At 54.7% G+C, this 14260-nt stretch carries 16 protein-coding genes and 1 pseudogene; 1 reads left to right on the top strand and 16 read right to left on the bottom strand.

Going from position 1 to position 14260, the window contains the following annotated elements:
* From D7024_RS01270 to D7024_RS01235, 10 genes and pseudogenes are all read right to left on the bottom strand, one after another.
* Positions 1-573, bottom strand: coding sequence for an LNS2 domain-containing protein (locus D7024_RS01270; protein ID WP_435374066.1), 573 nt, complete (start codon positions 571-573; stop codon positions 1-3).
* Positions 455-817, bottom strand: a complete 363-nt coding sequence (locus tag D7024_RS15630; protein ID WP_435374052.1) for a hypothetical protein — start codon at positions 815-817, stop codon at positions 455-457. The genes D7024_RS01270 and D7024_RS15630 overlap by 119 nt, the downstream gene beginning before the upstream one ends.
* Before the next feature lie 20 nt (positions 818-837).
* Complete coding sequence (locus D7024_RS01265) at positions 838-1071, bottom strand: hypothetical protein (RefSeq protein ID WP_121450202.1); 234 nt, start codon at positions 1069-1071, stop codon at positions 838-840.
* A gap of 126 nt (positions 1072-1197) precedes the next feature.
* On the bottom strand, positions 1198-2154 hold the full coding sequence (locus tag D7024_RS01260; RefSeq protein WP_121450201.1) for a ParM/StbA family protein: 957 nt from the start codon (positions 2152-2154) through the stop codon (positions 1198-1200).
* A gap of 42 nt (positions 2155-2196) precedes the next feature.
* Positions 2197-3036: a hypothetical protein gene (locus D7024_RS01255; RefSeq protein WP_165859226.1), complete on the bottom strand. Its 840-nt coding sequence runs from the start codon at positions 3034-3036 to the stop codon at positions 2197-2199.
* A gap of 55 nt (positions 3037-3091) precedes the next feature.
* Positions 3092-7834 (bottom strand): type ISP restriction/modification enzyme, encoded by a 4743-nt coding sequence (locus D7024_RS01250; RefSeq protein ID WP_121450199.1) that lies wholly within the window; start codon positions 7832-7834, stop codon positions 3092-3094.
* A 29-nt stretch (positions 7835-7863) separates the two neighbouring features.
* Positions 7864-8037, bottom strand: a complete 174-nt coding sequence (locus D7024_RS15625) for an Ada metal-binding domain-containing protein (RefSeq protein WP_435374065.1) — start codon at positions 8035-8037, stop codon at positions 7864-7866.
* 69 nt (positions 8038-8106) lie between these two features.
* Positions 8107-9051: pseudogene (locus D7024_RS01245) on the bottom strand (ComEC/Rec2 family competence protein); the annotation flags it as partial.
* Positions 9052-9062: 11 nt separating this feature from the next.
* A complete protein-coding gene (locus D7024_RS01240) occupies positions 9063-9263 on the bottom strand; it encodes a DUF3006 domain-containing protein (RefSeq protein WP_121450197.1) in 201 nt (66 codons plus the stop codon).
* Between the two features lie 68 nt (positions 9264-9331).
* Positions 9332-9541 carry an aspartyl-phosphate phosphatase Spo0E family protein gene (locus D7024_RS01235; protein WP_243113648.1) on the bottom strand — a complete coding sequence of 70 codons (210 nt, stop codon included), beginning with the start codon at positions 9539-9541 and terminating at the stop codon, positions 9332-9334.
* Between the two features lie 562 nt (positions 9542-10103).
* On the opposite strand from D7024_RS01235, the gene D7024_RS01230 reads away from it, so the two are divergent.
* Positions 10104-10856 carry a DUF3800 domain-containing protein gene (locus tag D7024_RS01230; protein WP_165859225.1) on the top strand — a complete coding sequence of 251 codons (753 nt, stop codon included), beginning with the start codon at positions 10104-10106 and terminating at the stop codon, positions 10854-10856.
* Between the two features lie 513 nt (positions 10857-11369).
* On the opposite strand, the gene D7024_RS01225 is transcribed toward D7024_RS01230, so the two are convergent.
* The 6 genes from D7024_RS01225 to D7024_RS01195 form a co-directional block, all read right to left on the bottom strand.
* Entirely contained in the window at positions 11370-11999 is a 630-nt protein-coding gene (locus D7024_RS01225) for an HD-GYP domain-containing protein (protein WP_243113647.1), read from the bottom strand.
* Between the two features lie 465 nt (positions 12000-12464).
* The gene (locus D7024_RS01215; protein ID WP_121450195.1) at positions 12465-12740 is read right to left on the bottom strand and encodes a hypothetical protein; all 276 of its coding nucleotides are present in this window, start codon (positions 12738-12740) and stop codon (positions 12465-12467) included.
* A 75-nt stretch (positions 12741-12815) separates the two neighbouring features.
* Positions 12816-13358, bottom strand: a complete 543-nt coding sequence (locus D7024_RS01210; protein ID WP_121450194.1) for a hypothetical protein — start codon at positions 13356-13358, stop codon at positions 12816-12818.
* A complete protein-coding gene (locus D7024_RS01205; protein ID WP_121450193.1) occupies positions 13355-13837 on the bottom strand; it encodes a TadE/TadG family type IV pilus assembly protein in 483 nt (160 codons plus the stop codon). Before D7024_RS01205 ends, D7024_RS01210 begins: the two co-directional genes overlap by 4 nt.
* Positions 13834-14013, bottom strand: a complete 180-nt coding sequence (locus D7024_RS01200) for a hypothetical protein (protein WP_121450192.1) — start codon at positions 14011-14013, stop codon at positions 13834-13836. Before D7024_RS01200 ends, D7024_RS01205 begins: the two co-directional genes overlap by 4 nt.
* A 49-nt stretch (positions 14014-14062) precedes the next feature.
* Complete coding sequence (locus D7024_RS01195; protein WP_121450191.1) at positions 14063-14260, bottom strand: Flp family type IVb pilin; 198 nt, start codon at positions 14258-14260, stop codon at positions 14063-14065.

The raw sequence follows: 14260 nt of genomic DNA, 5'->3' as shown, positions 1-14260 counted from the left end.
CTATTCCCCCTTTTTGCCGATCAGGGCCGCAAGGTCCGGGTTGCTGGTGACCACCGCCTTTAACACCTCGCTCCAGGCCCTGAACCTGATCACCCTGTCGGCGTTCCATTTCGCGCCTTTCCCGGCGGGCAGCTTCCTGTTGTACGGCCAGTCTTTCAGCCACAACGCCGGCACGTGAGCGAGCAGGACCGCTGCGAGCACCGGGTCGTCTTCAAAGACCGCCACGGCCTGCAGTTCTTTCGTGGCTACCTCCGCCTTCCCCTGCCTGTCCAGGCCGCACAGCACCTGGTCCGCAGGGAAGCCGTGTTTCTGCAGCCAGCGCACGGTGAGAAAAAGGGCGTCCCCGGGGCGGGAGCTGACGTAGGCTATGCGGTAACCCAGCTCCGCCAGGGTTTTCAGCGTTTCGGCCGCGCGGGGGAACGGCTCTGCCCTCTGCAGGAGCCGCAAGCCTTCTTCAGTGCAGAAAAACCCCGGCGGCACTTCCGGCGCCGGGTACTTCTTCAGCGACACGCCGAACCTGCGCACCAGTTCCAGGTTCGTGTTTGCCACGGTGTTGTCCACGTCTACCGCTATCCACATGTCTTTTCATCCTTTCTTCCAGGTGGGTCAGGACCCGCCGGGGGTCCACGCCCGCAAGCTCGAATATGCTGCGCTCGTATCCGTCCTCCCGAACCGCTTTCCGGATGAACTTCCGGGCGTCGGCTTTGATATGCCGTGCGGAATAGTCGCGCCCGTTCAACCTGACTGGGTTCACCGCGTCTTTCAGGGCCTGAAGTACGACGGCCTGCGCCAGGCGAATATACGCCGGGTCAAACATGATGACATCGCTCCTCTCTTTCATATCTCAAAAAAGGCATCTGCGTCTATACGTAACGGGGTAACTGGCCGAGCTGTATCTCCTTCCCGGTCCAGCTTCCGTTCCAGCCGTGCTACCGCTTCCTCCAGCGCCGCCAGCCTGCCCCCCACGTCCAGCCACTCACGAGCTATCGCTGACCGCATCCGCGGGGGAACTTTCCATATCGGGTGACTTTCCGGAATCCACAAATCCAGTCGTTTCAAGCCTTTAAGCATGGTTTTTAACCCCCTTTTCCGGAAAAGGGACCCTGAAGCAGGCGGAAGAAACCCGGCATTCCGGAAAAGAAGCCCCAAAATAACCTTCAAACCCGCACTGCAACCGGGTTTCCCCTTTCCGGAAAACTACCCCATCAGCTTTAGGAACCCTTTCGCGTTTGCCCACTGCGGGTCCGTCAATACTTCACTGGTAGAGAACATGTCCTTCAACTCGGGTAGAGCCAGTACCCCGCCTCCCGCAAGATAAAACTTTGCCACGAAGTCCCCCTTCTGCCCCAGGGCTGCCAGCACGCGGTCGGCTATGGCCCTGACGATCGTTTCGCGGGCCGCCTTCACCGCCGCCGTCAGATTTACTTCCCTGCCCCGGAAGATGGTCCTGCCTGCGGCGGCAAGGTTTGCGGCTGTGTTCAGATCCACGGGCGCCCCCGTCTTCGCCTCAAACTCGGCGGCAACCGCCTCGTACACTTGACTGACCCCGTACTCTACGCTGCCGCAGAGTGAACCCACCGGCTTTCCCTGGCCGCCGGCCATCTCCACAGTGACGTAGTCCGTGGTCTTGTAGCCCACGTCTATGAGGCAAGCCAGGCCGTTCTCCGGCAATGCGGAAACGGTTAAAAGCGCCCCCGCCCCCTGGGGGTAGACCACCACCTTTCCAAAGGAAACCCGGGCGAAAGGGCCGCCGTCTACGGACACCTCCGCGTGCAGGGCCTCAAGGTGCCTGCGGAGTTCGTCCTTCTGCAGGCGGTAATACGCCACGGGCAGTCCGGCCACCAGGGTAGCCCCTTCCCGGACCTCCAGGAGCCGGGTAGCGGCCAGTACGAGGATGTCGTGGTTCGGGTGTCTGTGCTTCTCTCTGTCCAGGGTGAACGTTGCCCCCTGACCCTCCCTCAAGGCCAGTTCACCCACGAAGTGCTTTTCGGTATCGCCGTCCAGCTTTCGGATTGCCACTACGTGGCCGGAACCGTTCCTGGACAGGTCGGCCAGCGGCAATTCGCGGTACGGGGCCACTACGGAGGGGATGAGCACCCGGCGGTCGGGAGATACGGCTTTGGTGTGGCTGTAGCCAACGTCGATGGCTATCATAAAACCAGCTCCTTTCGACAAATGGTCACAAAAAAAAGCGCGTCAAACGCGCTTCGATATGACTTCTTCGATTTTTTCGCGTACTATCGGGTTGTACAGCTCCGCCCCGGCGTAGAGCCAGTCCACCACGACCCGGAAGCTCTTTCCGGCGTAATACAGAACCGCCGTGGTGTCGTTCTCCGTTTTCTGTAGTGTCCGTAGTGACACGCCAGTACCGGCAGTTATAACAAGGTTCACCTCTTCCATCAGCAGCCGGCTGCCGTACACTCTCAGCCTGGGCGTGGGCGCCCTCTTTCTCCCGGTGCGGGCCACATCTGCCGAGGAGTGCAGTTCTACCCAGGCCCGCACGAAGCCCCTGTCGTCGATATTCCCGGACGGATACGGCCTCTCCGGGGCCTTCCTGGGCACCCACCTGTGGCGCTCTAGAAGATTCCTCACCGCGGCTACGTCCACCGCCCGAGTTATCTTCAGCCGCCACTGGTTCCCGGTCCTGGAGTAGCTTTCGTGTCCTTCCGCCGTAACACCCAGGTATTCCCGCACAACGTCCACGTACCACCTGTCGCGGTGGCGCACCCAGTAGCCTTCCCCGGAGGTGGAGGCCGTGCCCCAGAGGATGCCTAAGACATAGGCTCCGGCGTCAGTGGTAGTGTCGAGTGTCATCACCGGGCCGGGCTTTCGTTTCCTGTACTGCGGGTCGGGCACTCCGGCTTGGCGGAACTTCTTCGCTATAACGCGGGCCATTGAGGGGCTAACGCCTAGTATAGCAGCTATTTCCGTATTGCTTAGGCCCTGTTTCCGCCAGGAGAGCCACTCGGAGGCGGTGATGGTGCGGTTTTTGACGATGACTGTGTATCCCCCGTGACCGTTTGCCTGTACTACCACAGCTACATCCTTCCACGGTAAATGACACATATAGTAGGGGGTGACCGGTTATATTTCAGTCACCAGTATTGCCAGAAGCCTCTATATCCAACTTCGGTAATCCCTTTACAATCTCTACCGTTTCCACACTCACCCTCACGACCCGCTTGATGAGGTCAATGATGTAGCGCGGATTGCCCTGCTCCTCAAGCCACTTATTCGGATCGTTAACAATACCACTCTTCTTGTCGCGGAAGACGTGGTACCGGTCTATGATCCACTCAATTGGCGATTTCCCATTGACCACGTATTCGTAGGCTTCAACCGGGATCCCGCGCAACGTGATTTGGTCGTTATAGATGATCACCGTCTTGTCTTCTTTGCCATCCGGCACCTTTCCGAAGCGCATCTTGGTAACCCTGTAGGTTGTAAAGTCGCCTGGGTTGCCCTTGATTTCCTCTCCCAGCGGCCACGGCTCGACGGTTTCGTAGTTAAGGTGGAGCTCCGCCAGTTTGCGCCCAGCATGGCTGAATGCCCAGAAGTCTTCCGCTGAAGCGACGAACGGAATGCGGGGGAGCGTCTTTTTCAGGTCGTTCCTGTAGCGTTCACGGTATTCTGGCGAGTGGAGGAGGCCGTAAACGTAGTAGAAGATGTCCTCCTTCGTTACGTCTCCGCCGTAGCGCTTGCGGTATTCTTCGAGCGCCCAGTCGGTGATGTTTTCACGGCGAATGTAGCGCTTCCCAGATGGAGCTGTGATCATGACTCCACCACCCGAGTAACTGTCGAAAAAGGTAATATTGTCTTGCACAGGTTCATAGATGTAAAAAGAAAAGGTTTGGGTATCTCCTGTAAGATGCAAATCCGGAATATGTTTGATAATCAGAGCAGAAAACTCTTTTGAACCTCCGGGAGCTTGTACAGCAATCGCTATATTTTCCAACCCTGGTTCGGGGAAAATTTTGGGTTGCTGATAAATCATTTCGTTGAATGTCTTGCTGAAATAAACCCACATTTTAACAAAAGGCCGGTATGTTGAGGGCATTATCACGCCTGCTTCTTCAAGCGTGTGTAGATTGCCTTTTAAGAGATCCTTCTTTAATTCCCTAGACCATGCGATTTTTCGAGGGTCGGTGTTTATTTGGGATTCGAGATTGTCGCCCCTAATTTTCCCAGTCCGCACCAGCTCAACGTGACGGTTGAATTCATCGATCATGCGGTGCAGGTTGTCTGCCAGCTCTGCCTGGGAGAAATTATAAGCCCAGGCGTCGCGGCTTGTTGCTAGCCCTCTGGAGTGCAGGTCAAATATTATCTCTTTATCCCCGTTCTGCTTTGCTCCGATTGCGGGGAACGCCTCAAAATCCTCGCTCCGCTGGTTGATCCAATCGTACGCTTTATTCGGCGTGATGCGTTTCCACGTCACCCCGCGGACGTCCCCGCATGCCTTCAGCCGCGCCAGCTTTTCCTCCCGGCTCAGGTAATCGCCGATGTCGCGGTAGTAAATCTCAGCCGGGCCGGCCTTAGAAGTGTCCTTGACGAGCACGAGCAACACCACGCCCGCACGGCTGCCCTGGCCGAAAATACCACCCCCCTCCTTGCGCCTGAGTTCTCCTGAAGTACGCGCATTCCCGCGCAGATTGAGGACGTAGATCTTCGCAAACTCTTCGGCCAGGCACTTGCGGAGGCCGTCGGCAGCGCTGCCGTCAAGAAAACCACTATTAGTCACGAAGGCAATAACGCCTTTATCCTCAATCCGGTCGGTGGCCATCCGGATGGCACGGATGTAGGAATCGTACAGCGAGTTCTTGTTGGTTGCCAATGAATAAGCCGCATAGGTCCGGCGTATTCTCTCATCCAGCCTGTCGTACTTGACCGCCTTCATCCCGAGGTTCTCCTCTTCCTGCCATGCAAACCACGGCGGATTCGAGATGATCACGTTGATCTTCGCTTCCCTCTGCTTCTTCATCAGCTCCGTATACTGCTCGGGGAAAAGTTTTATCTGCCCCGCGCCCCTGGCCTCCATGAGTTGGAACGAGTCAACGAGAAGCAGGTTGCGGAACGGCTCGTGCTGGCCGGTGAGCTCGTAATACGTGCTCTCGACGTTGGCAAGGGCAATGTAGTAGGGCAGGAGCAGGATCTCGTTGCCCCAGATTTCGCCTTTGCGATACTTCCGAACAAGTGCTTTAGGCGGGAGCTGGTGCATGAGCCGTACGAGGAACGTCCCCGTTCCAGCAAACGGTTCAAGAATAACTACGTTTTTATCCGCAAGGCTCAGGCCGAATTCATCCTCCAAGACCGCCTCCGCGCTTTTCACGAGGAAGTCCACAACCTCTACGGGAGTAAAAACGATCCCCAGGCGGTCGGCCGTCTTGGGGAAAGCAACTTTGAAAAACGTGTCGTAGAGTTGGCGCAGGAACTCCTGCCGTTCGGTTTCCTTATCCAATCCCTTAGCTCGCGTCTGAACGGTGTGATAAAACTTCTTCAGGGTTTTGGTTTCTTTGTCGACAAACGTCTCAAATACGCTGGCCAATTGGTCGAAGCTATGGGCGACGGGGTTCTCTTTAAGAAATTCGTACTCGCCGAAGATAGCGTCGAAAATGGGCTTGGTGATGATATGCTGCACGAGCATGCTGCGGGCATCCTCTTCGGCTACGGAAGGATTGATGACCTCACGCAACGCGGCAAGAAAACCTGCAAACGCCTCCCGCGCTTTTTCCCCATATTCGCTGTCGTGCTGGAGCGCCTCGGCGATGTGACGCTCGAGCCGCGCTGACACCGCAGCAACGTCCTTGGCCCATAACTCCAGGTAAACGCGCTCCCCCACGCGCTCGACGAGCCTGCCGAGGATCTTGTCTCCGAAATCAAACGAAAGCTGTTCTGGGCCACTGACGATAATGACGTCCTCATCAGTCTGGGAAGTTTTTTCTCTTTTGCCGCGTGTCCGCTGAATCCAGAGTTGCCGCACTCTTGCATCGAACCGGTCATCGATGGAACGCAGGGCCCCTAATACTTCCCAAACTGTGCGGAACTCCTCGTTTTTGTCGAGCTGTTCCGCCGCATCGCGCTCGGGATCAACGATGACGGGAAGCACCACGTAGCCGTAGCGCTTTCCCGGTGCTTTGCGCATGGCCCGCCCAACAGCCTGCACGACTTCCACAACGCTCCGCCGCGGCTTGAGAAAGACCACGGCATCGAGGGCGGGTACGTCAACCCCTTCCGTGAGCACCTTGGCGTTGGAGAGGACGCGCGTCTCTCCCGGCCCGGGCTCTCCCCTCAGCCAGTCGAGAAGCGCTTTGCGCTCCGTCGAGGTCATGGTACCGTCAATGTGTTTTACTTCGAAGCGACGGAAGTAACCTTCGCTACCAATAGCCTCATGGTAAGCCTCGGCGGTCTTTACGAACTGCTCGGCGAACTTTTTGGAATCGCCGATGCTGCGCCCGGCGAAGACCACCGCCCGCTTGAGCGGAGAAACCTCCCCATCTTTGATGCGGCCGCTAAGGACGCTCCACACGCCGACGATTTTCGCCGCATCTTCCACTTTAGGCGAGCCTTCGCGGCTGAGGAACTCGAAAAGCCTGCGTTGCAGGTCAGCTTCGCTCACCGTAAACACCACGACCTTATAGTCGCTCAAAAAGCCTTCGTCCACGGCTTGACCGAAACCATACCGGAAGAATTCTTCGCCATACACGGTCTTGTCGTCCATGGTGAAATAGTCATAGCCAAGTTCTTCTAGCTTCTTTTTAATCCGCGGTACGAAAACCCGCGGCGTCGCGGTCATATAGAGCCTTTTCGCGCCGCAAATCACGTTGTTGTCGTGTATCTTGTGATAGTAGGACGCCTCCTCGCCCTGCATGACGCCCGTCGTGCGGTGTGCCTCGTCTGCAACGATAAGGCCAAAGTCAGGTAGGCCCAGTTTTTGAGCCTCTGCTACAACATCAATGGAATGGTACGTCGAGACGATGACGGTCATCCTAACTTGGTCGGGCTCCCCTGCGGCGGCTGCAAGCTCCGTGGCTTCCGTTGTCGGCGGGATGGTGAGAACGGTAGTGCGGTCAAAGGCATCCTCGTCCCGGCCCACGGTGTAGTCAGAAGTCACGGCGTAAACACGCAAGGACACCTCGGCATCTGCCAGCCACGCCTGGAGGGTCTGTTCGACGAGGGCGATGGACGGCGCGAGGAAAAGCACATACCCGCCGGGACCCACAAGCTTCTCGGCGATCTTGAGGGCAACAAAAGTCTTGCCGGAGCCAGGAGGCATGATGAGCTTGCCGCGGTCGCTGCGGCCAAAGCCGTTCAGAACCGCTTCGACGGCTTCTTTTTGGTAGGGATGGAGTTGCTTCCTGGACCGCAACTGGAAGTCTTCAGGTCTGTTCCAGTCGAAAGTGTCCCAGTCGATGGGGCGTTGTAGAATACTGGCAAGCGTCAGAACCTTCACGGGCTTATCTTGTTCTTTCAGTGCTTCTTCTGCCTTGGGGCCGAGGGAAGACGTTGTGACAATCATGCGACGGGCGAATTCCTTCCGGCCCGAAAGAGCAAGAAAGGTAGCAATGTCATGGAGCCCGAGCTGGGCTTCGTGGAACTTCGCCTGGATGGCCCAGAGAACACCAGTGTCCCGTTCTTCTGCCACAATGTCAATGCCGGAATCGGTTTCGCTTCCTCGTCCCGGCCAGTCGCGCCAGCGCCAGACGTTAGAGAAAAACTGCCCGTAATAACTATCGCAGCGAAGATACGCAATGACGAAGCGTTCGAAAAGCTCGCCTCGTTCTTGTGGAGTTCTAGCTGTTTTGCGAAGACGATCAAGTAGTTCATGAGTGGTAGTCATATTAAGCACTCCCTTTTACGTGCAGGTTTCTACGGCCTGCATACCTTACACGGCACATACCCTGCCGCTACCGCCTCTTCACGCGATTTGAACTCTACCCGGTTATGTGGGGCTATTTCAGCCGCCCACCGGCAGTCCGGGCGGTGGAATTTCTTGCTGTTCTTGTTACCTATGTACCTACTTCCATTCGCTTTTGGCGTCACCGGAGCCACCGGTGCAACCACGCCGCCGGCATCAGGCGCCCTCGGCCTGATGGTACTGCCCAACTTCTCCACGGTGATGTTCTTCCCGTCGGAAGTAAAAACCACGGTGCCGTCCCGGTCGGTCCGGTAGACCTGGACTCCGGCATTCGTCAGTTTAGCAAGCGTTTCTTTATGCGGATGGCCGTAGTCGTTCCCCGCACCAACAAAAATGACCGCATATTTCGGGGCCACCGCTTTTAGAAAGGCCCACATGGTTGAGCTGTGGCTGCCGTGGTGCCCTACCTTTAGCACGTCCGCCTTCAGGTTCGCACCGGAAGCAAGCATCTCTTCTTCCGACTGAGCTTCAGCGTCCCCGGCCAGAAGAAACGCCGTACTGCTGTACTGTATCCTTGTCACGGCGGACCAGTTGTTCAGGTCCTCGTAATTAGAGCCGCACGGGGCAACAAAGTTAACTTTCAGGCTGCCCTGGTCGAGCATCGTGACGCCAGCTTTGGCGGTGGAGATTTTTAAGCCTTTCTCTTTCAGCGCCAGCAGGACGTCCTCGAATGTCTTCGTGGTGGTGGTCGCCCGGGGCATGTATACCTGGCCGATGTTGAATGACCGGATTACGTTGTCCATGCCGCCGATGTGGTCTTCGTGGGGGTGGGTTGCCACCAGATAGTCGATCCGGGAAATACCTTTGCTTTTCAGATAGCTGACCACAACCGGACCGTCGTCGTTGTTCCCGGCGTCCACCAGCATGCTCTGTCCATTTGGGAACTGGACCAAAATGGAGTCGGCCTGGCCCACGTCGAGAAAGTGGACTTTCAGCACCCTGTCCCCGGAAGATTGAGGACTGGCAGCCGGCGGCCTGCTTTCCCGGTTGTCAGTTGGAGGTACCGACGGGGCAGTTGAGGCTACCATTCCTGCGTTTGCAGCAGGTTGATCTGATGTGCTTGTACCGGAGCTGCCGCAGCCTGCGAGGACAGCCAGTAGGAATGCCAGAATCAGGGCGAGAATGACACTTCGCTTCATCCCGGCACCACCTAATCCTCAAAAAGTTCGTCTACCAGCCGCTTGATGGCTCCGGCCCTGGTATCAGTGGCTTTTCTGTCCAGGGTTATATGTATATTGATAACGTCTCCTTCCCGGGCTTCGGGTGGAATCAGGACTTTTGGAATATTGAAGGTCTTCTGGCCGAATTCGATAACGGCCCAGTCTTCTTCAAACCGGTCAATGATCAACATTCTCCCTGTCTCCTTTGAGCAATCTTTTCCTGGATACTTTTTCTTTTCCAGGGGACCAAAATCCTGCCTCAAACAAGAGAAATGCAGGTACAGTTATCCTCCAGTCGCAGCCGTCCGGTCCTGAGATCGTGCTTTGTTCGGTGATACTCCACGATCAGTTTATCCACCTTCCGGCTGACCGCCAGAAGTTTCTCTTTGTCGCCCGGGTCGGTAGCCAGTAGCTCCCTCCTTGCTTTTTCCAGCCGCAGGATCACCCTGCCATGATTCAACAGATACATCACCCTTTCACCAATTTACACCAGGTTCAATTGAACCACTTCCAGAAAAATGCGTCAAGAAAAACCCTGTCGAACGGTGTCGGCAGGGCCAAACTTTTCCCTGTGTGCGTCAAGTCAGGCAGCCAAGGAACGGCGGAATAGATGGGGCGGGCGCTGGGTGAAGGTTAACGCGTTAGCCTGGGATGCCTGCCGGATAAGCCCAGCACTCAGGCGTCATCCGGGCGGCTTAGCCTCGTATGGGGTTCTTGTTCATCGGGCCGTGGTTTTGCCGCCGGCTTCCTCCGGATCCCATCTCGCGATGGGCACCCTTGCCTTTGGCTAGCAGACTGGTGCTGCCTCGCCTGCAGTGGACTTTCACCACCAAGTTAACGCCCATGCCGGGCACACACAAAAAAAAGTGCGTCAAACGCGCTGTAGTTTTCCTAGGATAAGTTAGAGCACGTCGTTTTATTAGTAAAGCTGAAACGATTATGATTTCATTTTATACTTAAGAATTTTGTCGAAAAAAGATTGTAGCCATTAAACGATCTTGATGCTAAACTTTAAAAATGGGAGGTGGATTATGGCGGAAAAAGTATTTAATGTTTATATTGACGAGGCCGGCGACGAAGGTTTTAAAGTTGTTGCTAATAAGTGGCTGAGCAGCCGTTGGTTTGTAATCGGAGCTCTTGTAGTACCGGCAGAATTTGATCGCGAAATGGCCTCTGTTATAAATAAAATTAAGGACAGGATCAAATATAGAAATAAATTAAAGCCATTACACTTTTGCAAATTGAACCATAAAAAGAAGAAGGTTGCGATTCAAGAAATAAAGGAAAAGGGGCATTTTAGACTGATTATAACTGGTGTTTATAAACCGGATTTGATTAAGGATGGAGTTTTAAAAAACGAGAAACAGTTTCTATATAACTACATTACTCGGTATTTACTTGAAAGGGTAACCTGGTTGGCAGATGAATATAAAAGAAAAGTTCGTCTTACGTTTGAGAACCGAAGTAATACATCTTTTGACCAGTTAGATAATTATATTCAACAGGTATTGAAAGATCCTAAGTGTCAAATAAGGAAGGACATGATACTGTCTTGGCGGGTTCTAAACAAAAGTCAAAGTAAAAACCTTCAGGTTGCTGACAGTTTGGTAAGTTCCGTATACGCTGCTCTGGAACCTGATGATTATGGAAACATCGAGACATCCTATATAATGGAGCTGAAAGAATTTCTATATATTAGAAAAGGAAACTTGTTCAGCTATGGATTAAAATTATTTCCATATTCAGGAGACAGTCGGATTCTCCAAGAAAGAATCCTTGGCTAAAAGAACTTGTATAATCGATAAATTTCGACAATATTAGGCGTTTACAATGCGGCGTATTATGATATAATATTTAGTAAACAGACTAGCGCGGGGTTAATGGAAGGTCGCCTCAGTGGCGGCAGCGCTTTTGGCGTGGGTTCCTTCTTCCCGGAGTCTGTTTTTTATTTTTATAATTGCCATAGAGCCGGGGTTAGGGAACCAACTACAGCCCGATTACAAAATTTGCTGAAAAATGCAAGGTAGCTACCTGAAAAAATTATTTAAATCAAAATGCGTCCGCTCCTGCCTCTCTCTGCCACCGTCGCTTTTCCCTTGTACGACCCTGTCGGTACTTCGGATCCCGGCATAACAGGCACGAGCACACCAGGTTCCACTTGCTCAGCCGCCCTGCGTACTTCCCGGCCCATTCTGCAAACTCACGCGGGGACATGCCAAAGATTCGCCGCACCAGCCGTAACCGCCGTGCTATGCACCTGCGGCGGTGAAAAATAATGTGAGCCCTGTCGTGACGTTTCATACTCCAACCACCTTCCCCACCACCACTTCCCTTATATCCGCCAGCACCCGGACCACTTCCCCCGGGAAGCCCTGCCTTTCCAGCTCCGCCAGTGCCTCGGCCCGGGTAAAACTTTTGTCTCTATAGGGCCTATGTTCTATTAGCGCCATGAAGACTTCCACCGCCGCGACGATGACGGACAGCGGGTGTATATCCCCGTCCTTCAGGCCGTTCGGGTAGCCCGACCCGTCCGGCCTCTCGTGGTGTTCCTTCACTATGCGGCACACCAACTCCGGCGCGTCGGGCCAGTGTTCCCGAATGTAGTACACCCCCGCTATGGGGTGCACGTGCACCAGCCTGCGGTCCTCTTCGCCCAACTCCCTCTTATCCAAGAGCGCGGACGGCCAGCATATTTTTCCGCAGTCATGGAAGAATGCACCCTGGATGAGGTATTCCAGCTCCTCCCCCACAAAACCCAGCGCCCGACCTACGGATTCAGCGTAGACCGCCGTGGCAATGGCGTGATAGTACAGCATCTCGTGCCAGGCCAGCATCTGCACGGCCAGCCTGTTCGGACCTTGGTGCTTCAACATTTTGGCCAGCCACCCGGGCAGGCCCGGGCGGTGGAGAATGAGTGCGTTCTTCACGTGTAAGACCACCTTTCTTGACAAGTAATTTGTTACAAAAAGATAAAGCCGGGCACCCCTGAAAAAGGGCACCCGGCAATGCGATTTGATTATTTTCTACAAAGGAACAGACCACAAGCCTGCCTTTCAGGGTTGTCGCATTCGAGTGCCTTATATAGCCCCTCCTTCCCCGCTGCCTTCAAAATGTCCACCGCATGCAGCACAGCCGGCACCCTTTTACGCAAGGTACGGTATTCGGGCAATCCAGCCACGCAGCCCCAGCGTGCTTCTTCCCGACCTTGAATCCGTACAAAAAATCGGCATTCACTGCATGTGCTTACAGCTTTTTCCCGCAATTCGGGATATATTATTCGGTGGCTTTCCCATAGCTTGTTGCTCATGCAACACCCTCCTGAAACAGTTGTTCGCCTTCCATTATAGCAAACAACTGTTTGCAGAGGAAAGTCTGCACAACCACCCTAACACCTATCGTCTCCCAAACATGCCCAGTACCGCATCAAACTGCCTCACCAGTTCCGAATTTTTCTTTGCTTCCATCCTGGCTTCCCCGTAAGATACCGTACCTGACAGCACCAACCTGCACAGCGCCCCCAGCCGTACCTGGGGGTCTGGGTCGTCCACCAAAAAAAGCGCCAGGTCCCCCGGGCACCCCGGGTGGCGCACCGCTTGCCAGCGCATCTTCGGGTTTTCAGAGAACGCCAAGGAAGCGAGTTTTTGCAGAACAGCGCCGTCCGATTCCATCTTGTATCCCTGCCTTGAAGCACAACGAACAAATCGGAAAATATACTTCCTTGGATGGAAACAACAGCTTTTTCTTTATAAAAGTTTTGAAATCAGTTCCGGCGCAACGGTCGAATGCACATACATGTCCGTACTTTCCGGTACTCCTGAGCTAACAATCCTCCCCCAAAAACTGACCCTCACCGGAAACTTGATTATCCCGGTCACTGCCGGGCGCGTGATGGTTTCGGAGTAGCTGCCAAAGGTGTAGAGGAAGGGAAGCATATTGCTGTTGACCACCCTGAAATAACAAACCTCAACAGGACCGTCTACCAGAGAGCCTGGTAAAGGATGGTTGCTTCCGTCAAGTTTAAAGTTTGCCCGCAATATCTCATAAAATTTGTCCTGGGCCGCAGATTCGTCTATGACTATCCGGTTGTTCCTCAACTCGTCCTGGTTCAGCTGGGCTGCTGCCGCTCGCAGTGAGAGGTTGAGATAGTGTCTGGAGGCTATTTTTATCGCGTACAGCCGGGCCACGTCCGCCAGAAGGGAACCTATCGCCATAATGGCCAGCAGCAGGACCAGAAAGGTGACGGAAGCGAAGCCTTTCTGGTCCCGCCCAACTCTCGATAAGATCATTGCTCAAAATACACCTCGCTGACCGCCGTCATTTTAACTTTCAGGACAACCTGATCTTCCCCGGTGAGCCACCGGCCCAGGGCGTCAAAAAGGAACGTTTTGAACCGGAAGGGATATGCCACTCCCACGGTAATCGTCCCACCCCGCTGGACGTTCATGTTCGCATCCGTGCCGTAGACGTATATGGTTCCCGGGTTGACACTCCCCGGAAGCGAGGTACCGGAGGCGTCGGTGCCCATCGTATTGCCTTCTGTGGTCATTTTCTTTATGTGTTCCGCCATGGCCTGGCGGATGTCGGCGGAGAAGCGGCCGTTCATGGCCGCCTCCACCGCCGCCGCGCTGGCGGCATGGTTTATCACCGCCCAGTCGTACATTAAAAATCCCATTTCTACGACAAAAAAGAACAGCATCAGCAGGATGGCGATGACGAACAGGGCTTCGACGCTGGCGGAACCCCGGGAATCTTTCCGGAAACTCACGGGCCGCCCACCTGCCCGATCTTATTCCTCATTTCCTGCATTTTCACCCCGATTTCACCCGCCAGGCCCGAAACAAAAGGTGCCACGGCCAGGGTGAACAGGATTATATACAGGGCGACTTCGAGAAAGTGGTTCCCCTTCTGGTCATGCCACATGCGCTTCAGTAACTCAAACATATCTATCGGGACAGGGGATGAACCCTGTCCCTTCCCCCTTTTTTGCAGTTTATTGCCCGCTTATATTCGGCACCTGGGTGTTGGTGACCTGAGTTTGGATCTGGTCGAACTTGGTCTTGATACCCTGGTTGGCCAGGGCGTACCCGGCGCCGGCTACCAACAGGACCACCACAATGATCCACAGGCCGTTTTCGATGAAAGCGTTGCCCTTTTCGTCGGATAAAAAGCGTCTGAAGAAGTTTTTCAT

It is taken from the genome of Desulfofundulus salinus, from assembly GCF_003627965.1.
Classification (GTDB): Bacteria; Bacillota; Desulfotomaculia; order Desulfotomaculales; family Desulfovirgulaceae; genus Desulfofundulus; species Desulfofundulus salinus.
This window is presented reverse-complemented; position numbering and strand designations above follow the sequence as displayed.

What these genes read in the sequence shown, in the direction of transcription:
- D7024_RS01260 (WP_121450201.1), bottom strand. Translation starts at nt 2,154, where the DNA reads ATGATAGCCATCGACGTTGGCTACAGCCACACCAAAGCCGTATCTCCC.
- D7024_RS01250 (WP_121450199.1), bottom strand. Translation starts at nt 7,834, where the DNA reads ATGACTACCACTCATGAACTACTTGATCGTCTTCGCAAAACAGCTAGA.
- D7024_RS01265 (WP_121450202.1), bottom strand. Translation starts at nt 1,071, where the DNA reads ATGCTTAAAGGCTTGAAACGACTGGATTTGTGGATTCCGGAAAGTCAC.
- D7024_RS01210 (WP_121450194.1), bottom strand. Translation starts at nt 13,358, where the DNA reads ATGATCTTATCGAGAGTTGGGCGGGACCAGAAAGGCTTCGCTTCCGTC.
- D7024_RS01230 (WP_165859225.1), top strand. Translation starts at nt 10,104, where the DNA reads ATGGCGGAAAAAGTATTTAATGTTTATATTGACGAGGCCGGCGACGAA.
- D7024_RS01200 (WP_121450192.1), bottom strand. Translation starts at nt 14,013, where the DNA reads ATGTTTGAGTTACTGAAGCGCATGTGGCATGACCAGAAGGGGAACCAC.
- D7024_RS01215 (WP_121450195.1), bottom strand. Translation starts at nt 12,740, where the DNA reads ATGGAATCGGACGGCGCTGTTCTGCAAAAACTCGCTTCCTTGGCGTTC.
- D7024_RS01195 (WP_121450191.1), bottom strand. Translation starts at nt 14,260, where the DNA reads ATGAAAAACTTCTTCAGACGCTTTTTATCCGACGAAAAGGGCAACGCT.
- D7024_RS15630 (WP_435374052.1), bottom strand. Translation starts at nt 817, where the DNA reads ATGTTTGACCCGGCGTATATTCGCCTGGCGCAGGCCGTCGTACTTCAG.
- D7024_RS01240 (WP_121450197.1), bottom strand. Translation starts at nt 9,263, where the DNA reads ATGTTGATCATTGACCGGTTTGAAGAAGACTGGGCCGTTATCGAATTC.
- D7024_RS01235 (WP_243113648.1), bottom strand. Translation starts at nt 9,541, where the DNA reads ATGTATCTGTTGAATCATGGCAGGGTGATCCTGCGGCTGGAAAAAGCA.